Raw genomic sequence first — 24,843 nt, forward strand, 5'->3', positions numbered from 1 at the left:
CGTCAACATGGCTCCCAAGGTACTTATTTCCGACAAGCTTTCACCCGCCGCCGTACAGATCTTCAGGGACCGCGGCCTGGATGTCGATTTCCTGCCGGATGTCGGCAAGGACAAGGAAAAACTGCTGGAGATCATCGGTCAGTATGACGGGCTGGCGATCCGGTCCGCGACCAAGGTGACCGAAAAGATCATCGCAGCCGCCGACAATCTCAAGGTCGTCGGCCGGGCCGGTATCGGTGTCGACAATGTCGACATCCCCAAGGCGACGGCCCGCGGCATCATCGTGATGAACACCCCGTTCGGCAACGCCATCACGACGGCCGAACACGCGATCTCGATGATGATGGCCGTGGCGCGCCAGATCCCGGCGGCCGATGCGTCCACGCAGGCTGGGAAGTGGGAAAAGTCCCGCTTCATGGGGCGCGAGCTCACCGGCAAGACGCTCGGCCTGGTCGGTTGCGGCAACATCGGATCGATCGTCGCTGACCGGGCGATCGGCCTCAAGATGAAAGTCGTCGCCTTCGACCCGTTCCTCACACCGGAACGCGCCGTTTCTCTGGGGGTGGAAAAGGTGGAGCTGGACGATCTGTTTGCCCGCTCCGATGTCATCACCCTGCACACACCCCTGACCGACAAGACGCGCAACATCATCAACGCCGACGCGATTTCGAAAATGCGGACCGGCGCCTACCTGGTCAATTGTGCCCGTGGCGGTCTCGCGGACGAGGCGGCTGTCAGACAGGCCCTCGACGAGGGCAAGCTCGCCGGTGCCGCGTTCGATGTCTTCGTGGATGAGCCCGCGCGCGACAACATCCTGTTCGGAGCGCCGAATTTCGTATCCACCCCGCATCTCGGCGCATCCACGTCCGAGGCCCAGGAGAACGTGGCGCTGCAGGTTGCCGAGCAGATGTGCGACTATCTGCTGGAAGGCGCCGTGCGCAATGCGCTCAACATGCCCTCGATCTCCGCCGAGGAAGCGCCCAAGCTCGCGCCTTTCGTGCGTCTTGCCGAACAGCTCGGGTCGTTTGCGGGCCAACTGACCGAGACCGGCATCGAGGGCGTCAAGATCGAATATGCGGGTGCCGTCGGTGAGATGAACGTCCAGGCCCTTACAGCGGCGGCCATCACCGGTCTTTTGACGCCGCTGCTGCAGACGGTGAACATGGTTTCAGCGCCGATCCTGGCAAAGGACCGCGGTATCAAGGTGGAAGAAATCCGCCGCGACAAGCAGGGTGCCTACGAGACCTACATTCGCCTGACGGTCATCACCGAACGGCAGGAACGCTCGGTTGCCGGGACTGTTTTTGCCGACGGAAAGCCGCGCATCATTCAGGTGAAGGGCATCAACATGGAAGCCGAACTCGGCGAGCACATGCTTTACATCACCAATGAGGACAAGCCGGGTTTCATCGGTCAGCTCGGCATGGAACTGGGCAACAGCGGTGTCAACATCGCGACGTTCAATCTCGGCCGGCAGGCCCCGGGCGCCGATGCGATCTGTCTCGTGGAAGTGGATGGAAAGGTCGATACCGCGGTCATGAAGCGGCTGGAAGCGGTTTCGCACGTCAAGCAGGTGAAAGACCTGAGGTTCTAGCCACTGTGCGCTATCTAAGGCCGTCTTGGTGACAAGGCCCGGAGAGGGCCTTGTCCCGCGTGCTTTTCCTGCAGGGCATACCGCAGGAAAATGAAGTGGCAGGAGCGAAGGCTGCGTCAGGTCCCGTCGCCACCGGCAGATGCCGGTTTCGGCCGGCGGAACACCCGGCCGTCCAGAGCGACAAGGCCGATCAGGAGAACCGCGAAGCCGGCCAGCTGAAGAGCACTGAGGTTTTCCCCCAGGATAAGCCATCCGAACAGCAGGGCGCTGGCCGGAACGATCAGCGTCACGAGCGAGGCGTTGGTGGCACCGGCATCGCCAAGCAGCTGAAAATAGATCAGGTAGGCAAGTGCGGTCGCAATGATGCCGAGGGCGGCCACATTGGCCCAGGCCGTCAGGCTCGTTTCGGCGATGCTCCAGCCGGTTCCGAAGTAAAGTGCGACCGGCAGCATGATCAGGCTCGATCCAAGCAACTGACCGGCTGCGGAAACCTGGGGGCGGATTCCCTTGAAGCGACGGGCATAGGTGGCCGCGCAGGCATAGGAGACGGCCGCTCCGAGACAGCTCAGCTGTGCCCAGACGGGATCATTGGCAACACCGGACAGGCTGCTCGACAGCATGATTGCAACGCCGGCGACGCCGAGGAGAACGCCGGCGATCTTGTTCAGCGGCAGGCTTTCCTGCCCGGTCAGCAGCCCGGCGACGATCACGGTGAAAATGGGTGTCGTCGCGTTCAGGATCGAGGCAAGTCCTGCACCGATTTCCGTCTGGCCGAGAAACAGCAGCGAAAAGGGTATGGCATTGTTGAGAAGGCCCATGAGCAGGAAGGGCACGGCCAGGCCCGGCTTCAACTGTCCAAGCAGGTTCTGATGCCAGAGGACGACGAGCAGGACGGCGCAGGCGCTGGATACGCGCAGGAACACGAGAACGAAGGGCGGAATTTCGGCAACGGCGACCTTCGCAAACAGGAAAGATCCGCCCCAGATGGCGCCCAGAATTGCCAGCATGACCCAGTTTCGAAGTGACATCTGATTTATCATTCCCGGTTGATCTGCTCCCCGGTTATCACGATGGTGCGCCGGCAGACACCCGAAAAACGAGCCGATCCCGGAGGAGCGGCTTGCGCAATGATCTCAGTTCGGCAATGTAGTCGGATGTCTCCTGCCGGTCCCGGCAGCTTCAGGAACCTTCTTTCCCATGACGCAGACCGATCGATCCTCCGAGAGCCCGGCACAGGCCGGGCGGCTGTATCCGTTGCTGATCGCGGCGGCCTGCCTGCTGGGCGCCAACGGCTTGTCCATGACGATGATCGCCGTGCGCGCACGTGTCGAGGGGCTTCCGGACACAAGCATCGGTCTTCTGGGGTCGCTCTACTTCGCCGGGCTCATTTCCGGCGTTCTGCTTGCTCCGTTCCTGATTGCCCGGGCAGGCCATATCCGGGTCTTCGCCGCGCTTGCCTCCATCAGCGCGATCGCCGTCCTCGCACTTGCCTTCGCACCCGCCGGATGGCCGTGGATGCTCGCACGATTCGTCAGCGGAGCGGCCTTCTGCGGGACGGCGATGGTGCTGGAAAGCTGGCTCAACTCGATTGCCTCCAATACGTCGCGCGGACGCATTCTTTCAATCTACCGGATCGTCGACCTGGGCGCGGTCATGGGCGGACAATTCATCCTTCCGGTTTTCGGGGCATCCGGTTCCGACATCCTGATGGTTCTCGCCGTTCTGTTCTGTTTCGCGGTCGTACCGATTTCGCTCGCGCGTGGCGGCAACCCGCCCGCGCCACCCGCAAGGCTCGTCAATCCCCTGATGCTGTGGCAGGTTTCCCCGGTCGCCATTGTCGGCATATTCACCATTGGCCTAACGAATGGTGCGTTTCGCATGATCGGCCCGATTTATGCTGAGAGTATCGGTCTCGGGCTCGAGACGGTTGCGGCGTTCATCGCAATCTGGGTTTTTGCAGGCGCGATTTTCCAGTATCCGGCCGGGTGGGTTTCGGACCGGGTCGACAGAAGGTTCGTTCTGATCACCTTCACGGTTGGTGCAGGCGCCGCGTGCCTTTTCATCGCGCGGTCGATGACGCAGACCGACTTGTTCATCGGCGTCTTCCTGTTCGGCGGATTCGCGCTGCCGCTCTATTCGCTCTCGGCTGCGCACGGCAATGACCACGCCAAACCCGGCCAGTTCATCGATGTTGCCGCCGGGATCATGCTCGCCTTCGGCACCGGGGCGATGATCGGACCCTTCGTCGCCTCCCTTCTCATGGGCGCTTTCGGGCCGGCTTCCTTCTTCGTCTATACGGCAACGCTGCATCTCATGCTGGTTCTGTTCATCATTGTGCGCATGTTCCGCCGTGACGCGGTTCCGGCCGATCAGAGGCGCCGTTTCGTCTGGTTGCTGAGAACATCGCCGATGATTAACCGGCTGGCGCGGGGCGAAAAGTCCGACGAAAACGGCTCTGCGCCCAAATGACGCCAAAGATGCGTTTATAAGCAGTGTCTAAATGCATCCCGGCACGTCATAAACTGCGCGCGCGGACTCGCATGCTCGCACAAACCTGTCTATAGTCCGCGCCGTTTGCCCCGGTCCGGTTGCCGGGGCTTGTCGTGTTGGCGCACCGGACCAGCTCCGGGGGTGCAGATCTGCTTTCAGGAGAGCAAAGACTAGATGGCGAATGTGGTTGTTGTCGGTTCGCAATGGGGTGACGAAGGCAAAGGCAAGATTGTCGACTGGCTGTCGGAGCAGGCTGATGTCATCGTGAGGTTCCAGGGCGGTCACAATGCCGGGCATACGCTCGTCATCGATGGTGTCAGCTACAAACTGTCCCTGTTGCCGTCGGGCGTCGCTCGTCCCGGGAAGCTTTCCGTCATCGGCAACGGTGTCGTGCTCGACCCGCACGCCCTTGCCGAAGAGGTGGAACGGCTGGCCGGGCAGGGCGTCGTCGTCACACCGGAGACCCTGCGTGTCGCGGAAAACGCAACACTTATCCTGTCGCTCCACAGGGAATTGGATGCGCTGCGCGAAAACTCGAACACCGGCACCCGGATCGGCACGACCAAGCGTGGCATCGGCCCGGCTTACGAAGACAAGGTCGGCCGCCGCGCGATCCGGCTGATGGATCTGAAGAACCTGACCACGCTGCCGGCAAAGATCGACCGCCTGCTGACCCACCACAACGCGCTTCGCCGCGGACTGGGCCAGGACGAAGTGTCGGCCCAGGCGATCTACGACGAACTCGCGAGCGTCGCGGACAAGGTTCTGCCCTACATGGACAAGGTCTGGTACCTGCTCGACGACCTGCGCCGCAAGGGCAAGCGGATCCTCTTCGAAGGCGCGCAAGGCGCCCTTCTCGACATCGATCACGGCACCTACCCCTTCGTGACGTCTTCGAACACCGTCGCAGGCCAGGCGGCGACCGGTTGCGGCCTCGGGCCTGGTTCCGTCGATTTCGTCCTCGGGATCACCAAGGCATATACGACGCGTGTGGGCGAGGGGCCTTTCCCGACGGAACAACAAAACGAGGTCGGGGAGTTTCTCGGCACCCGCGGCCATGAATTCGGAACCGTGACCGGCCGGCGCCGGCGCTGCGGCTGGTTCGATGCCGTTCTGGTGCGCCAGACCGTATGCACCTCCGGCATCAATGGGATCGCCCTGACGAAGCTGGACGTTCTCGACGGCCTTGACGAGATCAAGATCTGTATCGGCTACGATCTGGACGGTGAACGGATCGACTATCTTCCGGCCTCGCAAGGCGCCCAGGAACGCGTCATTCCGATCTATGAAACGCTTCCCGGCTGGAAGGAATCCACCGAAGGTGCCCGGACATGGGGGGAGCTGCCCGCGCAGGCCATCAAGTATGTGCGTCACGTCGAGGAACTGATCGGTGCACCGGTCGCGCTGCTGTCCACCAGCCCGGAAAGAGATGACACAATTCTTGTGCAGAATCCTTTCCAGGATTGAGATCTGAGGTTGAACGCGGTCAATATCAATTGGCTGAGACAAAACTGCGAATCACCATTCGCAAGAAACGAGTGCTTGGACGCATCGTCGAAATGCGTCCTTTAGACTGTGATAGAATAAAGCCGAGCATGGTTTTCAGTTCATGCAAGTATGAAGAGTTGGCACCGGTCTTCAAAAACTTGCTATAAGCCTGAAGTGATTGGGCTGGCGGGAATGATTCATGCACGTGGCCGGTAGGCAGGAAGATGGCTGATTACTATTCAATACTGAAGAAAACAATCGCGTCTTTGCCCGAAAGCAACGGTGCCGCGCGCCGGAGCGTCTACAGCCGTGCACGCAATGCCATCGTCAACCAGTTGAAGGCCTACGAACCACCCCTGTCTCCATCCGAGATCACCGCCGAACAGCTGCGGCTCGAAGAGGCGATCCGGAAGGTCGAGGCGGAAGCTGCGCGTGAAAGCCTCGGTCTGACACCGGCGGCCGTCGCCGCTGCTCCCGCAACGCCTCCGCCGGTGGAAACACCGGAAACTGCGCCGGTCGAAGCGGAACCGGCAGCGACTGAGCCGTCCGCGCCCGTGGAAGCAGAACCCGACGTTCCGTCCGAGCCGTCCGCCGGCGTACCCGAAGCGGCGGCCGACGCTGCTGGCGCGGAAGATATTCCCTCTCCGTTGAAGGAGACCTTGTCGGAAGCCGAATCCCTCGGCTCGGCTGCCAACCAGGCTGTCCAGAACGCGAAGGAAGCGGTCGAGACGACGGAAGCCAGCGCCGCGCCACCGGTTCCAGAGCCGCGCCAGGAGCCGGTCTTTTCGGATGAGGCGCCCGCAGATCAACCGGTGTCCGACAACACGGGCGACGTGACCGCTTCCGACGAACCGCCGCTTTATGCGGACGGACCGGATGGAGAGCCGGAACCCAGGACCCGCCCGAAGCGCGAGCGGCCGCGTGCATCCGACGCGCTGAAGGGTGGTTCGTCTTCCAGCCGCGTCGTGCCGATCTCGCTGGCGGTCGTCGCGCTGGTGGTCCTGCTGGGTGCCGGTGCCTATTTCTTTCTCCCGCTCGACAATCTGATTTCGATCAATCGGGAAGAGGCCGGTACAACCGAAACCCAGTCAACGGATACATCCCAGACCGGCGTATCGACATCCGAACCGGCTCCGGTCGCAGAGTCGGATCCGGACTCGGGTACCAAGAACACCGATCGCCTGCTTGACGGCGGCGATGAAGAAGTGATTGCGCCCGATGCGCGTACAGTGACGACAACGACGATCAATCCGCAAACCAACGAGCCCGTACCGGCTCCGGCCGAACCCGCGATCACCGCAGGAAACCAGCAGGTTCCAGCGCTTGTGCAACCCGTGCCGGTGCAGCCGGAGGCCGCCGTGCCATCCGGCCAGGGAACCGAGGCTGCGCAAGCGCCTCAACAGAGCGATGTGGCGGCGGTGGATACGCAGCAGCAGGCTGCTCCGGCGCCGTCTTCGGCAGCTCCTGCGGGCGATGGTGCACAGCGCTCGATCCTTTATGAGGAAGGCGAAGACGCCGGCGGCGCAGGAACCGCTTCTCAAGGTGCCGTTGTCTGGGGCGTTGCCGAAGAGACCGATCTCGACGGTCAGCAGCAATCGGTCCTGACCGCTTCGATCGACATTCCGGAGCGTGATGTGAAGGTCGACATTCGCATCAAGCCGAATGAAGACACCTCGCTTCCGGCCAGCCACTTGGTCGAGATCAAGTATGATTTCCCGGAAAGCTTTGCTGCCGGCGATGTCGTGAATGTTCCCGGCCTGGTGATGAAACCGACCGAGGAAGCGCGCGGCGACGCCCTGATCGGTGCGTCCGTCAAGGTGCAGCCGGGCTTTTTCTGGATTGCCCTGTCGAATCTTCCGAACGAGCAGTTGCGTAACCTGAACCTTCTGCGGGAACGCGGCTGGATCGATATCCCGATGCTCTACGAGAACGGCAAGCGCGGCATTCTGACCCTGGAAAAGGGTGCGGATGGCTCGGACGCCGTGGAACGGGCCGTTGCCGCCTGGCAAGCGGGATAGGGTCCGTACCCTAGTTCTCTAAATCTGCTGTTTGACGGCTTGCCTTTTTCTCCCGGGCAAGGCATGGTCCGTCTTGGTCCGAGGGGTGTTCCGGTTTCCGGAACTGAGATGGCGTGGCGCCGAACCCTTAGAACCTGATCCGGGTCATGCCGGCGAAGGGACGGAATCCTTAGCCTATTCCCGGATCTCCAATGTCAATTTCGGCCGTGTCGGCGGAAGCATGATCGTGTCGGATCGTGTGCCTGTCCGAGGCGGTCCAGGGGTCGGAAAATCTCGCGTCAGATGCAATGCGAGAAGCGCCGGTTCCCGGACGGGAGATCCTTTGATGTGTTCAGATCTGGCATTTTGTCAGTACCTGGCCGTTGATGCAGACGCTGATGTTCCGGCTCCTTCGGAAGGCGCCGGAACATGAAGGCCTTTGTTTTCTCAAGCGCCAAGGCGGCCGTCGGTCTGGTCATCTGCATTGCGCTGTGGGCGCTGCTCGTCCGGACGCTGAACATAGAACCCTACATGCTGCCCGGCCCGGAGCGGGTCTGGTCCGCCTTCGCGTCGAAGCCGGACTTCTTCCTGCATCACGCCGGCATTACCGCTTACGAGACGGTTCTGGGGCTCGTGCTGGGGGTTCTGGCCGGGGCGTTCAGTGCCATTCTGCTCTGGACGTTTCCCGTGACACGCCCCGCGCTGCTGCCTTTGATCCTGGTGACGCAATCCCTTCCCGTTTTCGCGATCGCGCCGATCCTGGTGCTGTGGCTAGGCTGGGGCCTGGCCTCCAAGATCGTCATGGCTGTCCTGGTGATTTTCTTCGCCGTGACTTCAACCATGTATGACGGTCTGCGCCGGATGGACCCGGGCCTGGTCGACCTTGCCCGCCTGTACCGGCTGCCCCGTCTTTCCGAACTTTGGATGCTGCGCCTTCCCGCCGCCCTGCCAGCGCTCGCTTCGGGTATCCGCATCGCGGCAGTCTTTGCCCCGATCGGGGCGATCGTCGGCGAATGGGTGGGCGCGAAGGGAGGGCTTGCCTTTGTCATGCTGCACAGCAATGCCCGCGTGAAAACCGATGAAACTTTCGCGGCCCTCATTCTGCTGGCGGTGATGGTTCTTCTGCTCCGGGCCGCGGCTGACGCGTTTGCCCGGATGATTGTCCCATGGCAGGTCGAAAACTGACTGCCTTTTCCTGGAGGAATGAATGAAAAACAAAGTCCTGTCCCTGGCTCTTGCGGCCGGCCTGCTTGCAACCACTCCGGTCCACGCCGCGGACAAGCTGACCGTTCTGCTCGACTGGTTCACCAACCCGGACCACGCGCCGGTCATCACCGCGCAGACGAAAGGGTTTTTCGAGGCAGAGGGTCTGGAGGTCGAGCTGATCGAGCCTGCCGATCCCGCAATGCCCCCAAAGCTGGTTGCGGCCGGGCAGGGCGATATCGCGATTTCCTATCAACCCACATTGCATGCGCAGATCGAGGAAGGCCTGCCGGTTGCCTGGATCGGCACGCTGGTCGAGACGCCGCTGAATTCGCTGATCGTGCTGGAAGACGGTCCGATCAAGACGCTTGAGGATCTCAAGGGCAAGACAATCGGGTATTCGGTTTCGGGATTCGAGGACGCAATGCTCGGACAAATGCTGAAATCGGTCGACCTGAGTGTCGATGACGTCGAACTGATCAACGTCAATTTCTCGCTGTCGCCGGCGCTCATGTCCGGGCAGGTGGATGCCGTGATCGGCGCATACCGCAATTTCGTGCTTACGCAGCTTGAAATCGAGGGAAAAAAGGGCGTCGCGTTCTTTCCGGAAGAAAACGGCGTGCCAATCTTTGATGAGCTCATCTATGTCGTGAACAAGGACAAGACGGACGATCCGCGTTTCGCGAAATTCCTCGCAGCCATCGAGGCTGCCACGGTCTACCTGACGAACCATCCCGACGATGCCTGGGATGCCTTCATCGAGGCCTATCCGGAACTGAACGACGAACTGAACCGGCGCGCCTGGGCGGATACGCTGCCGCGGTTTGCCAAGCGTCCCGCAAGCCTGGACGAAGGCCGTTATCAGCGCTTTGCCGAATTCATGGCGGAGGCGGGGCTCATCAGCAAGGTGGTTCCGGTGGAGACCTACGCGGTCGAGATCAGATGACACGCGGGCCGCGGGACGTCCGGTCACTCACCTGACCGGCCTGCAATCGCCGCCACAAACAAAAACGCCGGGGCTTTGCCCCGGCGTTTTTTTGTCATTGTTGCCTTCGTGCTGCCGTCAGGCGACAGGCTGCTGGTGCTCCTGTGCCCGTGCGTTGTTGCGCACCGCCTTTTGAACCTTTTCGAAGGCCCGCACCTCGATCTGGCGCACTCGCTCGCGGCTGACACCGAACTCACCGGAAAGATCTTCCAGCGTCATCGGGTCTTCCGACAGGCGGCGGGCTTCGAAGATGCGGCGTTCGCGCTCGTTGAGGACATCCATGGCATCGCTCAGAAGCTTGCGGCGCATGTCCAGCTCTTCCTGGTTGGCCAGCAGGGTTTCCTGACTGTCGCTTTCATCCACGAGCCAATCCTGCCATTCGCCGGCGTCGGCTTCGGCGCGCACCGGTGCGTTGAGGCTGGCATCGCCGCCGAGACGACGGTTCATGGACACCACTTCTTCCTCGGAAACACCAAGGCGCGTGGCAATCTCCTTGACCTGATGCGGCTTCAGATCGCCCTCATCGAGAGCCTGGATCTTGCCTTTCAGGCGCCGCAGGTTGAAGAACAGGCGCTTCTGGTTGGCAGTCGTGCCCATTTTCACCAGTGACCAGGATCTCAGGATGTATTCCTGGATGGCCGCCTTGATCCACCACATGGCGTAGGTTGCCAAGCGGAACCCCTTGTCGGGCTCGAAACGCTTGACCGCCTGCATCAGGCCGACATTGCCTTCCGACACGACTTCGCCGATCGGCAAGCCGTAACCGCGATAGCCCATGGCTATCTTGGCAACCAGTCGAAGGTGAGAATTTACGAGGCGTTCCGCAGCTTCAGGGTCTTCATGCTCCTTGTAGCGCTTGGCGAGCATGTACTCTTCCTGCGGCTGCAGCATGGGAAACTTGCGAATCTCGTCCAGGTAGCGGCTGAGGCCACCTTCCCCGGCTGTGAGCGTCGGTACGTTTTGGGCCATATCATGCACCCCCTTTCGTCATGTCGCATCCTCCCTGCCTCCAGCTGCTCCGGTTTACGCAAGCACTCCATGTCAGAGGAAAGGCGGACGCAGAATCGTGTCCGTTAAAGGCACACAAGAGAGTCTAATATAGGTTGGAAATTGCCGATTGCATGGCAGGTTCGCGCAAATCCATCCTAAAATTTTCGTAACGAAGTCAAAAGTTCTTCAAAATCAGCAGGATAAGGGCTCCCAAAGCGCAGGGTTTCACCGCTTGCCGGATGCTCGAATGCCAGCAATCCGGCATGAAGTGCCTGCCTTTTGAACCCGGATACGACGGATTTGAGAGGGCCTTGGAGCCGATTGATCTTGGTCTTGAAACCGGAGCCGTAATCCTCGTCGCCGATCAGGGGATGTCCGATATGTGCCATGTGAACGCGGATCTGATGGGTGCGGCCTGTTTCCAGCCGGCATTCCATCAGTGAGGCGAGGTCCGCCTGTTCGGCGGGGCTGAAGCGCTCCTTGACCTGCCAGTGAGTGACGGCATGCCGGCCGCTGGTCTTGACCACCGCCATTTTCTGCCTGTTGCTCTGGGAACGGGCCAGGTTGGCGTTGATCGTGCCTTTCAGGCTGGCAGGGGCGCCCCAGACGATCGCGGAATAGGCCCGCTCAAGGGGGCCGCTGCGGCCATGATCGGCAAACTGGTCGGCGAGGCCCTTGTGGGCCTGATCGGTTTTCGCCACCACCAGCAGGCCCGATGTGTCCTTGTCGATCCGGTGCACGATCCCCGGCCGGCGGACGCCGCCTATACCGGACAGGCTGTCACCGCAATGATGGATCAGCGCGTTGACGAGCGTGCCCGTCCAGTTTCCAGCGCCCGGATGGACGACAAGCCCGGCAGGTTTGTCGACGACGATGAGATGTTCGTCCTCGTAGACGACCTTGATCGGAATGTTTTCGCCCTTCGGCTCGGGATCTTCCGGCTCCGGCAGCGTCAAGGTGAGTGCATCTCCTTCATTGACCCGGAATTTCGGTTCCACTATTTTCGCGCCGCCGACGGTGACGTCTCCGGACTTGATGAGGGACTGGATCCTGTTGCGGCTCAGCGCGTCCAGATGCGCTGCCAGAACCGCATCCAGCCGTTTCCCGGCATCGGCTGCATCTACTGTCAATCTGAAATCCGTGTCGGGGCCGACCGGATCTTCATGGGAAACATCTGTCATGTCACACCCTGACTTACGGGACGAGGACCAGAACGAACCGCCGCTCGATCCGGCTGCCGAACGCATCCAGGCAAGACTGAAGCGTCTGCTATTCGGTTCGTCGCTGATCATGTTCGCAGGCTTGTTTGCTGTCTTTGCAGCAATTCTCTACAAGATCAACACCGACGATACCGATATTTCCCAGGATGCCTTCGCGTCGACGATCGTTGTCGGTCCTGACGCCGAGGTGCTGCAGGCAACCGTCTCCGACGGCGTCGTTTACGTACTAGTCCGCGAAGGAAGCAAGACAGCTCTTCTGCGCGTGGATCCCGTCAGCGGAAAACAGATCGGCCGCACGGATTTCGTTGCGCGTTAGCCGGCGATGCGAGCAGAGCGGTCGAGGCTGCTGCCGTTTGACAGGAATTGTGGGGGCCGTGACGGGAAGGCGAAAAAAGGGGTTGCGTCTTTCGGCGCGCGGCCTTATACGCACGGACCTCGGCTTGATGCACACACGTTTCGAGCCATTGCGCGCCCATCGTCTAGCGGTCTAGGACGCCGCCCTTTCACGGCGGAAACACGGGTTCGAGTCCCGTTGGGCGTGCCACTCTCTTCCAGGAAATTCATCCGTCCGGCGCGGTGCACCAGGTGTTGTCGGCTTCATAGCCGAGTTCGATCAGCTCGTCTCCGGCAATTTCGTGGAACATTTCCCTTGTCACCCTGGGCCAGCTTTTCCAGCGGCCGACGGGATTGAAATCATCCGGCCGCGCGACGGTGACCTTGGCGAAGTCACCGGTCTCGTCATGCCCGAATTCGGAAGATCCGAACACCGGCAGACGGCCCGCGTCGACATCATTGGATGTGTCGCGACGGGTATCCAGATAGAGGGCGATCCGGTCAAGGACGGTGTCCGGCGCTTCGACGGCGTCTTCGTAGCGGACCCAGAGAGGCCGCGTTGCACCGGTGCCTCCGGTCCGGCTCTTTTCATCGTGACGCAGCATGTGCCGAACCCTCGTCGACCAGAAGCGAACGCTCTCCTCAAGGTTCTTTTCGTATCCGGCCCTGAGCCTGGAAAAGCAGGTGTCCCGGCCGTCGCGTATCAGGAAGATCACTCTTGCGCCGGGGAACATGATTTTCAGATTTTCCAGGTTCCGGGTGCTCGGTGTCTTCAGGATGGTTCGCTTGCTGCTACCCGTCGCTGCGAGCCCTGCAAGCACGTTGCCGAAGCCTTCCAGGATCTCGTTGCCTGTTGCGCGGATCTCCCGTGACCTTGTGCCGTCGCTGGCATTCGTCCAGTGATGCGCGAGTTCCGAAATGTAGCTCTGCAGATGGTCGGATCCGTGAACAAACCAGTCCTCGCGCCGCAGCACCGGGTGCGAGGGAACTGCACAAAGTCCGGCGGCAACGATGAGATTTCGGAGATAGTTGGACCCGGACATGCCGATCGGCGACAACAGGAAAACGAGGCGACCGGACGCCGGCTCTCCTTGCGCGTTTGGGTGTTCTTCCCTGGTCAGCTTGTCCTCCGGCCGGCTGGTCTTTCCCGTCGGTGCGTTGCGGTCCGAACCGGACGGCAGTGCGCCGGGGATCAGAAGGTCTGCTGCCCCGTTTCGATCAGCTTGACCTCCGCATCGCGGGCGATTTTCGCAAAATTCGGATCCGGACAATAGTCTGTCACGAATGTAGACACCTGGGAAAGATGCCCGACCCGAACGGGCGCCGTCCGCTCGAATTTCGTGCTGTCGGCGGCGAGAATCACATGGCGGGCGTTGTCCATGATGATCTTGGTCACCTTGACCTCGCGGTAGTCATAATCGAGCAGCGATCCGTCCGGATCGACCGCCGACGCGCCGATGACCGCGAAGTCGACCTTGAACTGGCGCATGAAGTCCACCGCCGCCTCGCCGACAATGCCGCCATCGGAATGACGCAATACACCGCCTGCGATCACCACTTCGATCTGGGAGTAGCCGCGCATCAGGCTGGCGACATTGATGTTGTTCGTGATCACCATAAGGCCGCGGTGCTGAAGCAAGGCCTGGGCCACGGCTTCCGTCGTCGTGCCGATATTGATGAAGATGGAGGTGTTATCGGGAATGAGCGCGGCGACGCTTTCGCCGATATCCGCCTTTTCCTTGCTGGAAATGATACGGCGGGCTTCATAGCCGACGTTCTCGATGCCCGAGGACAAAAGTGCGCCGCCATGCGTTCTGGCGAGCAAGCGCCGTTCGCAGAGTTCGTTCAGATCCTTGCGGATGGTCTGCGGGCTGACATCGAACCGTTGTGCCAGATCGTCAACGCTCACGCGTCCCATCTGGCGCGCGAGTTCGAGTATTGCATTGTGACGTTCAATCAGCATTCAGGGGAGGCTTTCAGGAGAGTGATCCGACGTCGCGCAACCCCGTGATCGCGACGGTCAAGCAACATCTTTCTTGTTTTGTTTGGTGGGTCTGTCTTCGGGGTCGGTTTCCGGCGTGGTATCCGCCTTGCTGTCGGTGTCCGGCGCAAGTTCCGACGCCGCGTCTTTTTCCTGGGTATCTTTCTTGCGATTGGAGGCTACGATTCTGCTCACAAGCGCCTCTGCGGCCGTCGCGATCTCGGAGGACTTGGCAGAGGACGCATCTTCCGTTTTCTTTCCGGGCGCAATTTTCGTTGCCCTGACCTTGATCGATCGCGGCTTGGTGGATTTGCTGTTTGCCACGACCACCTGGCGCGTCCTGTTCTTCCCCGTTTCATCGCTGCTGCCGGCAGTTGCGTCCTGTGCGTCCGGTCCGGTTCCGGCCGATGCCTGATTGGTTGCGGTGCCGGCAAGTCGGGCGGCGAGGGCCTTGAACTCCTGCCGGAGATCCATCAGGCCGGGCGCCTGCACGAGATCGCTGCGAAGCTTCTCAAGCTGACCGGCCATCCTGTCCAGCGAGCGATCCTTTGCGACGAGTTCGGCCTTTTGCTGGACATTCACACGTTTCAACTCGTCGATTTCTTCCAACTGTTCGCCGGAAGGTGCGCCGCTCTCTTCAGGCTGGCCGGGCGGGTCGAGCGGTTGTCCGGCATCCAGCAGCAGGGAAAGCCTCGTGACTTCGGCCTGCGCCGTCACGTATTTCGATTCCGTGTCGACAAGTTGCGCTTCCAGTTCCGCAAGCCTGGAGATATGCGGGCTGTTTTCCGTCGTGTCCGCCTGCAGGCTTCCAACCGGCTCATACTTGGACAAGCGCGACTTGAGCGTGGCGACTTCCGCTTCCAGTCCGGTTATCTGGGCAAGCGCCATGGTGCCTGCTGCGGGAAGCCAGTCGGTGCCTTGTCCGGACGTGTCTTCAAATTCCTGAGCAGCTGCTTCAGGCGCCTGTGTCTTCCAGCTCTCGGCAAGCGCGGATTCCGTTTCCGCAAGCTTTTCCTTGAGTGCTTTCACCTCGGAGGACAGGAGATCGACGGCTTTCTGGTCGCCGTGCAGTTCGCCAAGCCTGGTTTCCAGCCCGGATACCTGGGCCTTGTGCCCGCGGTTCAAGCCATCGATTTCCGTTCGCAGGCGCGAGACTTCCAGGTGGTGCTTGGCGGCTTTCGCGCGTTCCCCGTCAAGCTGACGTTCAACACGCCTGAGTTCGATGGCGTGGCGCGCCCTTGCCTGGTCCTGCGCAGCCCTGACCTCGGCGTAACTGGACGGATTGACGGCGCGCAGGGCTTCTTCGGTCAATCGGGAGGCCCTTCGGTAGAAGGCAGGGAGTATCGCAAGACCGATCAGGCCGGCCGCGCAAAACCCCAGTGCAATATACATGACCGCTTCAATCACGTCGGGTTCCCGGTGGTTCTCCCAATTCCATATTCAATCATTAGACGACACAGGCCGTTTCGCCAAGAGCCGACGAATGCCTGCAGGATCAAACCGCTGTTTGTCCAAGGTGGTGGAACCGGCCGATCAGAACGGGTTCCAGGTCGGTTTCGGCGTGAATTTCAGATAGCCCATGTTCAGGCCGAGGCGCGCGCCGACACCCGCTTTGACGGGAACGAGGATCGTCTCGTTCCGCAACAGGACGGTCATGCCGGCACCGCCAACCAGATAGGCGGACCCGTTGACACCCGCAAACCGGTCGTAGATCGAGTCCACGGTCGGCAGCTTGTAGACAAGCATCATAACCCGTGCACCGTCGGCGCCAAAATCCCATCCAAGTGACGGCCCCTGCCAGAAGACCTTGTGGTTTCCCGCGTTGCGCGTGTAGAGATGACCTTCGCCATAGCGGGCGCCGGCGACAAACGCTCCGGATCCTTCTTCACCCAGAATGTAACCGTTGGGTTCTCCGTATCTGGAAAAGGCCCGTTCGATGACAGAAGCGAGACCGCCGGAGACGGAGCCGAAGAACTCGTGGCCGGTCTTGAGGATCTCGTCTTCATCGTAGGTCTGGGCGCTGTCGATCGGTTCCGCACCGGACGTTTGAGCCATGGCGAAGTTGGGTACGGCAATCAGACAAAAGCACAAAAACGCAGCTTTCAACAGGGATGCCACTTGCCGGTCTCTTTTTGCCATTAATTGGGACTCCTCATCATCTGCCGGATGAGGCGCATTGTTTTCAAGTGCCTCAGCCCGTACGCTGGATCGCAATAGAATCAACTGATTCGCGCAAGCCTCGGTACCCTACATAGCCGAATCGATGAAAAGCTGGCCTGAAAAAAAGACATGGATATGTCTTTCCGTCGCGATGGGTGCCCTTATGGGTGCTTTTGTCTATGAAGTCGGCGCGCGTCCCCAGCTTTTCGTCCCTGACCCGATTACCGGATATGCCATCGGAGGGCACGACCCGGTCAGCTATTTCGTCGACGGACGCCCGCGCAAGGGCGACAGGGAAAATGAAATCGCCTGGGGCGGCGCGGAGTGGGTGTTTGTCAACGAAGGCAACATGGCCGCCTTTCAACGCAATCCGGAAACCTATGCGCCCATGTTCGCCGGTTGCGGCGGGTACGCGCTGTCCGAAGGATTTGCCACGGCCGGAAATCCCTTCATCTACGCGGTCGTCGAAGGCCGGCTGGTCTTTTTCCATTCCGTCGTAAATCGCTTCCTGTTTGTGACCAACGGGGCGCAGCTGGCCAAGGAAGCACAATCCAATGCGCGCAGCACCGGCTGCACGCCCGCGTTATAGACTCATTTTCCGTTCAATTTTCGGAGCGCAGATTCCGCTCAAGGCCGGTCTTTTCCGCTGAAATCCGGGAAACAGGCAACTTTCATCTGGATGATCCCGTTTGCATGGCGGCGTTGTCTTGGCAGCGGCTTTGCGGATGTGTAACGCTTGCGCAAAGCAACGCGAATCAGCATTTCGCTTAGACCCTTTCAGAAGAGCCTTACAACGTCATGTCAGCACTTAAAGAGCTTTCCTCTCTGGACCTAGCCGCTTTGGTTGCCAGCCGCGTCTGCCACGACATCATCAGCCCGGTGGGCGCCATCACGAACGGTCTTGAGGTCCTTGACGAAGAGGGCTCCGAAGACATGCGCGATTTCGCAATGGATCTCATTCGAAAGAGTGCACGCCAGGCATCGGCGAAACTGCAATTCGCGCGCCTTGCGTTCGGCGCAGCCGGCTCCGCCGGTGCCGAGATCGACCTGGGCGATGCCCAGGTTGTTGCCACAGGCTTTATGGAAAACGAAAAATCCGATCTAGTTTGGCAAGTTTCCCGGCACCTGATGCCGAAAAATTATGTCAAACTTTTGCTTAACCTCATTCTCATCGCCAATCAGTGCGTCCCGCGCGGCGGCGAAATCAAGGTCGAGATGGAGGGTGATCCGCAGTCGCCGTCCTTCACTCTGTCAGCCAGCGGTCTCAATCCGCGTATCCCGCTCGGAATGAAGGAAACGCTTGACGGGGAGGAGCCCGAACGGATCGATGCCCATTCGGTTCAGCCGATCTATACTTTGCTTCTGGCGCGTGAATCGAACATGGTATTAACAATAGATAAACAAGAAGAATTGGTAAAAATTACGGCCCTGCCAAAGGTCTGATCGACGTCGACAAAAGTGTCCGCTCGTTTCAGCGTATCTTAACTCTTTGCCGTCAACCTACTCTCATGGACTTTCCGGTCCAGACATCCGTTTCAGGATGCGGAACCAGTAACAAGTCGGGTGAGAGCAGGCCATGGACGACCTCCTCAGGGAATTTATTACCGAGACGAACGAGAGTCTCGATGTTGTTGACGTAGAGCTCGTTAAATTCGAGCAGGAACCGAACAACGCGACTATTTTGGATAATATCTTCCGTCTGGTGCATACCATCAAGGGCACCTGCGGATTCTTGGGTCTTCCCCGGCTTGAAGGTATTGCGCATGCAGCTGAAACGCTCATGGGCAAGTTTCGCGACGGCGCACCGGTCACGCAGGAAGCCGTGTCCCTGATCCTGATCTCCATCGACCAGATCAAGGACATTCTCGGCGATCTCGAGGCTGCCGAGGGCGAGGAACCGGAAGGCGACGACAGCGAACTGATCGGCAAGCTTGAGAACATGTCGGCCAAGGCGGATGCAGCCATGGCCGGCGAGACGGTCGAGGAAGCCGAGGCAGCTCCCCAGGAAGCCGAAGCCGAAGAGCCGGCTGGAGAAGATGCTTCCGAGCAGACACTTGAACGCCCGCTAAGGCCAGGCGAAGTCTCTCTCGACGAACTGGAACGCGCTTTCCAGGAGACCGAGATCGAGGTCGAGGTTGCCGAAGCGGAAGTCATCGAGGCCGAGGAAGCGCCCGAAGAGGCAGAAGAGCCTGCCCCGGCGCCTGCGGCCGCCAAGGCCGAACCCAAGGAACAGCCGAAAAAGGCAGCTGCCGCGAAAAAAGCCGGCGGCGAAGGCGGCGAGAAGAAAGCTGCCGGCGGTGGGGTTTCCAACCAGAGCATCCGCGTTGCGGTGGATACGCTTGAGCATCTGATGACCATGGTCTCGGAGCTTGTGCTGACGCGCAACCAGCTTCTTGAAATCGTGCGCCGGCACGAAGACAGCGAATTCAAGGTGCCGCTGCAGCGCCTGTCCAACGTGACTGCCGAACTGCAGGAAGGTGTCATGGCGACACGGATGCAGCCGATCGGCAACGCCTGGCAGAAACTGCCGCGCATCGTCCGCGACCTGAGCCAGGAACTCGAAAAACCGATCGACCTGGAAATGATCGGCGCGGATACCGAACTTGATCGTCAGGTCCTTGAAATGATCAAGGATCCCCTGACTCACATGGTCCGCAACTCGGCCGACCATGGCCTTGAGCGACCGGAAGAGCGGCGCGCCGCCGGGAAGCCCGAGAAGGGCATCATCACCCTGGCTGCCTATCATGAAGGCGGACACATCATCATCGAGGTTCGCGACGACGGCAAGGGCATCGACGTCGACAGGGTGAAGGCCAAGGTTCTGGAACGCGGGCTGGCCTCGGAATCCGAAGTCGAAAAGATGACGGATTCTCAGATCCACAAATTTATCTTCCACGCCGGGTTCTCCACCGCCGCCGAAGTCACCAGCGTCTCGGGACGCGGTGTCGGCATGGACGTGGTGCGCAACAATATCGAGCTTATCGGCGGCACCGTCGACCTGCGGTCGGCGACGGGCAAGGGTTCCAGCTTCATCATCAAGATCCCGCTGACGCTTGCGATCGTTTCCACGCTGATCGTCGAGGCCGGGGGCGACCGTTTTGCCATCCCGCAGCTGTCGGTCGTGGAGCTTGTGCGCGTCCAGACCAATTCGGAACACCGGATCGAGCGGATCAAGGACACGCCGGTCCTGCGCCTGCGCAACAAGTTGCTGCCGCTGGTGCATCTGTCCCAGCTTCTGGGCATCTATGAAGGCGAGGATGTCGACAAGGCGATCGACGAGGACAACGGTTTCATCGTCGTCATGCAGGTCGGAAGCCAGACATTCGGTGTGGTCGTGGACGGTGTCTTCCACACGGAGGAAATCGTCGTCAAACCGATGTCGACCATGCTCCGCAACCTCAACATGTTCTCCGGAAACACCATTCTGGGCGACGGTTCGGTGATCATGATCATCGATCCGAACGGTATTGCCGGCGCGATGGCGAGCCACGCATCGAGTTCGGTCGCCGAGTCCGAGGAAGAAGAGCAGGACGACCTGCACCGCAAGGCAATGACGGGACAGAATTCGATTTCGCTGCTCCTGTTCCGCGCTGGTGCGCCGGAACCCAAGGCGGTGCCGCTGTCGCTGGTCACGCGCCTCGAGGAATTCGAGGTGTCGAAGATCGAGCGTTCCAACGGCCGGGATCTCGTTCAGTATCGCGGCGCGCTCATGCCGCTGGTCTATGTCAACGACGGCGATTGCCACAAGACGGAAGGGACCCAGCCGATGCTGGTCTTCTCCGACGCCGGCAGGTCCATGGGTCTGGTCGTCGACGAGATCGTCGACATCGTCGAAGACCGCATGAACATCGAGGTTGGATCGGAACGCCCGGGCATTCTCGGCTCCGCGGTCGTCAAGGAACGCGCGACCGAGATCATCGACCTTGGTTACTACCTCCCGCAGGCTTTCGAAGACTGGTTCATGCGCAAGGAGATGGATATCGAGGCGTTGACGAAGAAAGTTCTCTTCGTGGACGACAGCTCCTTCTTCCGCAACATGCTGACACCGGTTCTGAAAGCGGCAGGATACGACGTGACAACGTGTAACGGCCCGCAGCAGGCATTCGAGCTGCTGGAAAACGGCGACAAGTTCCACGCGATCGTCAGTGATATCGAGATGCCCGAAATCAACGGTTTCGAGTTCTGCGAATCCCTGCGGCGCGACCCGCGGTTCCGCGATATCCCGATGCTCGCGCTGTCATCGCTGGTGACGCCGGCGTCGATCGAGCGCGGCCGCCAGGCCGGGTTCGACGATTATGTCGCGAAATTCGACCGGCCCGGTCTGATTGCCGCCCTGAAAGATGTCTTCTCCAATGAACTGGGAGTAGCAGCATGAGTGTGCTGGAACACAAACTCAATGCGGACACGGATGAGAACGCCGCCAGCGACATGATCCAGTATGTGACCGTGGTCATCGGCGGACAGCTGTTCGGTCTGCCGATCTCCCAGGTTCATGATGTCTTCGTGCCGGAGAGCGTGACGCGCGTCCCGATGTCGGCCCCGGAAGTGCAGGGTGTTCTCAACCTGCGTGGCCGGATCGTCACGGCAATCAACATGCGCCGCCGTCTGCATCTGCCGCCGCTCGAAGACGAGCAGATGATGGCGGTCGGCATCGAGTACAAGCAGGAAAGCTACGGGCTCGTCATCGATACGGTCGGAGAAGTCCTCAATCTTCCGGCCGCGTCGGCGGAATCGAACCCGTCGAACCTGGATCGCCGCTGGGCGGAAATTTCAGGCGGTGTCCACCGCCTCGACGGTCAGCTGATGGTCATCCTGGATGTCGACCGTCTTCTTGGCGCGATGTTTACCGAACCGATGGCAGCAGCGTAACGGGCCAAAGGCCCACGAGTGGAGTAACAGGTGATGAAACAGTGCCTCGTCGTTGATGACTCGAGTGTCATCCGTAAAGTGGCCCGCCGGATCCTCGAAGACATGAACTTCGAAATCGAAGAAGCGGAAGACGGGCAACAAGCGCTCGACGCCTGCCGGAAGACAATGCCGGACGCGATCCTGCTGGACTGGAACATGCCGGTCATGGACGGTTTGGAGTTCCTGACCAGTCTCCGGACGGAAGAGGGCGGCGAAAACCCCGTGGTCGTTTTCTGCACGACGGAAAATGACGTCGCACATATTGCCCGCGCCATTCGCGCCGGGGCGAACGAATACATCATGAAGCCGTTCGACAGGGAAATCGTCGAAGCCAAGTTTCAGGAAGTCGGTCTTATCTAGTTTTGAGTTTGGGCAGTCTTTATGGCATTAGCGCAAAGAAGTGCTCCTGTGGGCGCTAACCCCGGCAGTGACCCCATCAAGGTCATGGTCGTCGACGACGCGGTCGTCATTCGCGGTCTCCTGACCCGCTGGCTCGGAGACGACAAGGGTCTGAAAGTCGTCAGTTCTCACCGGAACGGCAAACTCGCCGTCGAGGATATCGAAAAAAGCAATCCGGACGTCGTTGTCCTGGACATCGAGATGCCGGAAATGGACGGCATGACCGCGCTGCCGCTCATGCTTGCCAAGAAGCGCGACCTGGTTGTCATCATGGCCTCGACGCTCACCAGGCGGAATGCGGAAATCAGCCTGAAGGCGCTGTCGCTCGGCGCTGCGGACTATGTTCCGAAGCCCGAGTCCAATTCCGAAGTCACCACCTCCGTCGATTTCCGGCGTGAGCTGATCGAGAAAGTCAAGGCACTCGGCGCACGCGCGATCCGGATGCGTGGCCCGGCGCGGACCATGCGCGCGGAAACACGCGCGGGCAAGACCACTCAGCCGGTCAGACCTGTTTCGGCGCGTCCCGCAACGGATACAAGGGCAAGTTTCCGCGGCGCTGCGCAGCCTGCCGCCGCCGCAGCTGCACCGAAATTCAAGACACGGCCGTATTCTTCGGCGCGCCCGCGTATTCTGGCGGTCGGATCGTCGACCGGCGGTCCGCAGGCGCTTCAGGAGATGATGAAGGAGGTCGGCACGGCGATGAACGACGTACCCGTCGTCATCACCCAGCACATGCCGCCGACATTTACGTCGATCCTTGCCGAGCATCTCGGGAAAGCGGCCCTCAGGCCTTCCAAGGAAGGCGAGGACGGAGAAGTCCTCAAGCCCGGTAACATATATGTCGCTCCCGGCGGCAAGCACATGATTGTCGAGAAGGACGCAGGTGCGGTCAAAATCCGCCTCACGGACGGTCCGCCGGTGAACTTCTGCAAACCCGCGGTCGACCCGCTGTTCGACAGTGTTGCCAAAGCCTACGGATCGGCGAGCCTTGCGGTCATCCTGACGGGCATGGGCCACGACGGAGCGGACGGTGTGAAGACCATCGCCTCGGGCGGAGGCAGCATCATTACGCAGGACGAGGCGACGAGCGTCGTCTGGGGGATGCCCGGCGCCGCCGCGGCGACCGGGGTGTGCTGCGACATTCTTCCGCTGAACCAGATCGGTCCCAAAGTATCACGCGTTTTGAAGGGGAATACACGATGACTCCCGGTGAGTTCGAATTCCTCAAGACGTTTCTCAAGACGCGTTCTGGCCTGGTTCTGTCCAATGACAAGCAGTATCTTGTCGAAAGCCGTCTGCAGCCGATCGCCCGCAGCTCCAAGCTCGAGACCTTGAGCGCGGTCATCCAGACCTTGCAGCGCGGTGGCAACAGGGCGCTCGAAACGGAAGTCATCGAAGCGATGACGACCAACGAGTCGTTCTTCTTTCGCGACAAGACACCGTTTGATCATTTCAAGGACACGATGCTTCCGGCTCTTCTGGATGCGCGCAGCACGCGCCGCCAGCTGAAGATCTGGTGCGCAGCCGCGTCGACCGGCCAGGAACCCTATTCGCTCGGGATCTGCCTCAAGGAAGAGGCAGCCAAGATGCCGGGCTGGCGGACACGGGTGCTTGGAACGGACCTGTCCCAGGAAGTGCTTGAAAAGGCCAAGACCGGCCTTTACAGCCAGTTCGAGGTTCAACGCGGTCTGCCGATCCAGATGCTGCTGAAATATTTCGACCAGAAGGGCGACATGTGGCAGATCAATGCCGGCATGCGCGCCATGATCGAATGGAAACAGCTGAACCTGCTCGAAAGCTTCACGCATCTCGGGGAATTCGACATCGTGTTCTGCCGGAATGTCCTGATCTATTTCGACCAGGCGACCAAGTCCGAAATTCTCGGCCGGCTTTCCAGGACGCTTCCGGATGACGGCTATCTGGTCCTAGGCGCGGCCGAAACCGTGGTCGGCCTGACGGATGCCTTCAAGCCGGTCCCCGGTAAACGCGGCCTCTTCCAGAAGAAACAGGCCGTCCAGGCGGCGGCCGGGACACCGGCCGGGCCGCGGCTTGCCGCCGGTGGCGGCGGCGCTTTCCGGCGATAAGGAACAAGGGGCGGTCAGGTGGCCGCCCTTTTTGCTTCCGGTGCCAGTGCATCAACCTTCCCGCGCACGTCGTCAGCATATTTCCGGCTGACAGGTATACGCTCACCGTCCGTCAGTTCCAGCCAAAGCCGGCTGTCATCCTTGACCAGGCGGTCCATGGCCTCGTACGCCACCCAGTGACTGCGATGCACCTGCATTCCCGTTTCGTCAGGCAATTCGGCAACGATGTCGTTGAAGCGATAGAGCACCATCCGGTTTTCCGTGGCGGTGGTCAGACGGACGTAGTGTTCCTGGGCTTCGGCGCGCAGGACCGGCATTGTCAGGGGCGGTTCGAGATGACGCTGAAAGCCGCTTTCAGGTACAGGTGTTTCTGCGTCCGGGTTCCCGGCAGACTCGGTATCGTCTCCGAACGTTGCGGTGCCGGGGGCCGTTTCTGCGGATTGCGCGTGCCCTGCCTGGAAAAACAGCGGGATCGACAAAAGGGCGCAAAGGACAAAATGGTTGTCGGACAGATAAATGACTTCCAGCAGGAATGAGCCGATATGGGTTTGGCCGACGGATTGGGTGCTGCCTGCCGCCGCCGAGGATGCACTGGTTCTGACCATTTCGTTGAGTTCCGGCAGGCCGAGTATGAGGTCGAACGCAGTCACGGCGAGCGCAAACGGAACCAGGCTGACCAGCGCCGCCAGAACGATGGACCAGCGGGTCTGGCCCAGGGCGCCGGGCAACCTTGCGAACACCTCCAGGAAAACAACGAACAGACCGGCTTCCAACAGAATCCGGATGCTCCAATAGAGATAGAGCCCCGCGAGCGGCCAGCTGTCCGGCCGCTGGATCTGTGTCGACGCAAGCAGCCAGGCGGCGGCGAGCGCCAGAAGGAAAGCCTGAATTATGTAGTTCCGGTTCATTGAGGGACTTTCGATTTCGGCTGCCGAAGTATGGCGAAACCAGCGCGTCATTCAAGAAGCATGAAATTCATTTCATGTAATCTATTGAAAAAAATGAAATTTT

The 24,843-nt window shown here is 60.4% G+C and carries 22 protein-coding genes, 1 tRNA gene and 1 riboswitch; of the genes, 15 read left to right on the top strand and 8 right to left on the bottom strand.

The genetic code is table 11. The annotated features are described in order from the left end of the window. Window positions 1–7 precede the first annotated feature (7 nt). Window positions 8–1,594, top strand: a complete 1,587-nt coding sequence (gene serA / locus ACO08A_RS14810) for a phosphoglycerate dehydrogenase (RefSeq protein WP_422036787.1) — start codon at window positions 8–10, stop codon at window positions 1,592–1,594. Between the two features lie 116 nt (window positions 1,595–1,710). Here the strand turns inward: serA and ACO08A_RS14815 are convergent, their stop codons facing one another. Further along, a complete protein-coding gene (locus ACO08A_RS14815) occupies window positions 1,711–2,622 on the bottom strand; it encodes a DMT family transporter (RefSeq protein ID WP_422036788.1) in 912 nt (303 codons plus the stop codon). Between the two features lie 169 nt (window positions 2,623–2,791). On the opposite strand from ACO08A_RS14815, the gene ACO08A_RS14820 reads away from it, so the two are divergent. The 5 genes from ACO08A_RS14820 to ACO08A_RS14840 all read left to right on the top strand — a co-directional run bounded on the left by ACO08A_RS14820 (window position 2,792) and on the right by ACO08A_RS14840 (window position 9,718). Beyond that, on the top strand, window positions 2,792–4,063 hold the full coding sequence (locus tag ACO08A_RS14820) for an MFS transporter (RefSeq protein WP_422036789.1): 1,272 nt from the start codon (window positions 2,792–2,794) through the stop codon (window positions 4,061–4,063). A gap of 195 nt (window positions 4,064–4,258) precedes the next feature. After that, window positions 4,259–5,551: an adenylosuccinate synthase gene (locus ACO08A_RS14825; protein ID WP_421979757.1), complete on the top strand. Its 1,293-nt coding sequence runs from the start codon at window positions 4,259–4,261 to the stop codon at window positions 5,549–5,551. Between the two features lie 245 nt (window positions 5,552–5,796). Further along, on the top strand, window positions 5,797–7,590 hold the full coding sequence (locus ACO08A_RS14830; RefSeq protein WP_422036790.1) for a hypothetical protein: 1,794 nt from the start codon (window positions 5,797–5,799) through the stop codon (window positions 7,588–7,590). Between the two features lie 71 nt (window positions 7,591–7,661). Beyond that, window positions 7,662–7,768, top strand: a riboswitch (TPP riboswitch). A 230-nt stretch (window positions 7,769–7,998) separates the two neighbouring features. Further along, window positions 7,999–8,754 (top strand): ABC transporter permease, encoded by a 756-nt coding sequence (locus ACO08A_RS14835; RefSeq protein WP_422036791.1) that lies wholly within the window; start codon window positions 7,999–8,001, stop codon window positions 8,752–8,754. 22 nt (window positions 8,755–8,776) lie between these two features. Next, window positions 8,777–9,718 carry an ABC transporter substrate-binding protein gene (locus tag ACO08A_RS14840; RefSeq protein ID WP_422036792.1) on the top strand — a complete coding sequence of 314 codons (942 nt, stop codon included), beginning with the start codon at window positions 8,777–8,779 and terminating at the stop codon, window positions 9,716–9,718. Window positions 9,719–9,835: 117 nt separating this feature from the next. Here the strand turns inward: ACO08A_RS14840 and rpoH are convergent, their stop codons facing one another. Further along, entirely contained in the window at window positions 9,836–10,726 is an 891-nt protein-coding gene (gene rpoH, locus ACO08A_RS14845; protein WP_422036793.1) for an RNA polymerase sigma factor RpoH, read from the bottom strand. A gap of 176 nt (window positions 10,727–10,902) precedes the next feature. After that, window positions 10,903–11,928 carry an RluA family pseudouridine synthase gene (locus tag ACO08A_RS14850; RefSeq protein ID WP_422036794.1) on the bottom strand — a complete coding sequence of 342 codons (1,026 nt, stop codon included), beginning with the start codon at window positions 11,926–11,928 and terminating at the stop codon, window positions 10,903–10,905. Between ACO08A_RS14850 and ACO08A_RS14855 the strand changes: the two genes are divergently transcribed. Both ACO08A_RS14855 and ACO08A_RS14860 read left to right on the top strand, forming a co-directional pair. Then, window positions 11,927–12,283 (top strand): hypothetical protein, encoded by a 357-nt coding sequence (locus ACO08A_RS14855; protein ID WP_422036795.1) that lies wholly within the window; start codon window positions 11,927–11,929, stop codon window positions 12,281–12,283. The two genes, ACO08A_RS14850 and ACO08A_RS14855, sit on opposite strands and share 2 nt — an antisense overlap. Before the next feature lie 152 nt (window positions 12,284–12,435). After that, window positions 12,436–12,511, top strand: a tRNA-Glu gene (locus tag ACO08A_RS14860). A gap of 16 nt (window positions 12,512–12,527) precedes the next feature. Here ACO08A_RS14860 and ACO08A_RS14865 read toward each other — a convergent pair. The 4 genes from ACO08A_RS14865 to ACO08A_RS14880 form a co-directional block, all read right to left on the bottom strand. Next, the gene (locus ACO08A_RS14865; protein ID WP_422036796.1) at window positions 12,528–13,343 is read right to left on the bottom strand and encodes a sulfotransferase family protein; all 816 of its coding nucleotides are present in this window, start codon (window positions 13,341–13,343) and stop codon (window positions 12,528–12,530) included. A gap of 149 nt (window positions 13,344–13,492) precedes the next feature. Next, window positions 13,493–14,263, bottom strand: coding sequence for a DeoR/GlpR family DNA-binding transcription regulator (locus ACO08A_RS14870; protein WP_421979750.1), 771 nt, complete (start codon window positions 14,261–14,263; stop codon window positions 13,493–13,495). Between the two features lie 57 nt (window positions 14,264–14,320). Continuing rightward, a complete protein-coding gene (locus ACO08A_RS14875) occupies window positions 14,321–15,673 on the bottom strand; it encodes a hypothetical protein (protein WP_422036797.1) in 1,353 nt (450 codons plus the stop codon). 141 nt (window positions 15,674–15,814) lie between these two features. Beyond that, the gene (locus ACO08A_RS14880) at window positions 15,815–16,336 is read right to left on the bottom strand and encodes a DUF1134 domain-containing protein (protein WP_422036798.1); all 522 of its coding nucleotides are present in this window, start codon (window positions 16,334–16,336) and stop codon (window positions 15,815–15,817) included. Between the two features lie 268 nt (window positions 16,337–16,604). Here ACO08A_RS14880 and ACO08A_RS14885 point away from each other — a divergent pair, with 268 nt between their 5' ends. From ACO08A_RS14885 to ACO08A_RS14915, 7 genes are all read left to right on the top strand, one after another. Further along, window positions 16,605–17,030, top strand: a complete 426-nt coding sequence (locus ACO08A_RS14885) for a YHS domain-containing (seleno)protein (protein WP_422036799.1) — start codon at window positions 16,605–16,607, stop codon at window positions 17,028–17,030. Window positions 17,031–17,239: 209 nt separating this feature from the next. Then, on the top strand, window positions 17,240–17,884 hold the full coding sequence (gene chpT, locus ACO08A_RS14890) for a histidine phosphotransferase ChpT (RefSeq protein ID WP_421979746.1): 645 nt from the start codon (window positions 17,240–17,242) through the stop codon (window positions 17,882–17,884). 133 nt (window positions 17,885–18,017) lie between these two features. After that, a complete protein-coding gene (locus ACO08A_RS14895; RefSeq protein WP_422036800.1) occupies window positions 18,018–20,816 on the top strand; it encodes a hybrid sensor histidine kinase/response regulator in 2,799 nt (932 codons plus the stop codon). Beyond that, window positions 20,813–21,310 carry a chemotaxis protein CheW gene (locus ACO08A_RS14900; protein ID WP_421979744.1) on the top strand — a complete coding sequence of 166 codons (498 nt, stop codon included), beginning with the start codon at window positions 20,813–20,815 and terminating at the stop codon, window positions 21,308–21,310. Before ACO08A_RS14895 ends, ACO08A_RS14900 begins: the two co-directional genes overlap by 4 nt. A gap of 33 nt (window positions 21,311–21,343) precedes the next feature. Beyond that, on the top strand, window positions 21,344–21,709 hold the full coding sequence (locus tag ACO08A_RS14905; RefSeq protein WP_306144202.1) for a response regulator: 366 nt from the start codon (window positions 21,344–21,346) through the stop codon (window positions 21,707–21,709). Between the two features lie 21 nt (window positions 21,710–21,730). Beyond that, the gene (locus ACO08A_RS14910; protein WP_422036801.1) at window positions 21,731–22,951 is read left to right on the top strand and encodes a protein-glutamate methylesterase/protein-glutamine glutaminase; all 1,221 of its coding nucleotides are present in this window, start codon (window positions 21,731–21,733) and stop codon (window positions 22,949–22,951) included. Further along, window positions 22,948–23,832, top strand: coding sequence for a CheR family methyltransferase (locus tag ACO08A_RS14915; RefSeq protein ID WP_422036802.1), 885 nt, complete (start codon window positions 22,948–22,950; stop codon window positions 23,830–23,832). The genes ACO08A_RS14910 and ACO08A_RS14915 overlap by 4 nt, the downstream gene beginning before the upstream one ends. A gap of 14 nt (window positions 23,833–23,846) precedes the next feature. Here the strand turns inward: ACO08A_RS14915 and ACO08A_RS14920 are convergent, their stop codons facing one another. Further along, window positions 23,847–24,740: a LytTR family DNA-binding domain-containing protein gene (locus ACO08A_RS14920; protein ID WP_422036803.1), complete on the bottom strand. Its 894-nt coding sequence runs from the start codon at window positions 24,738–24,740 to the stop codon at window positions 23,847–23,849. Window positions 24,741–24,843 lie beyond the last annotated feature (103 nt).

The sequence above is a fragment of the Roseibium sp. genome, assembly GCF_965232425.1.
Classification (GTDB): Bacteria; Pseudomonadota; Alphaproteobacteria; order Rhizobiales; family Stappiaceae; genus Roseibium.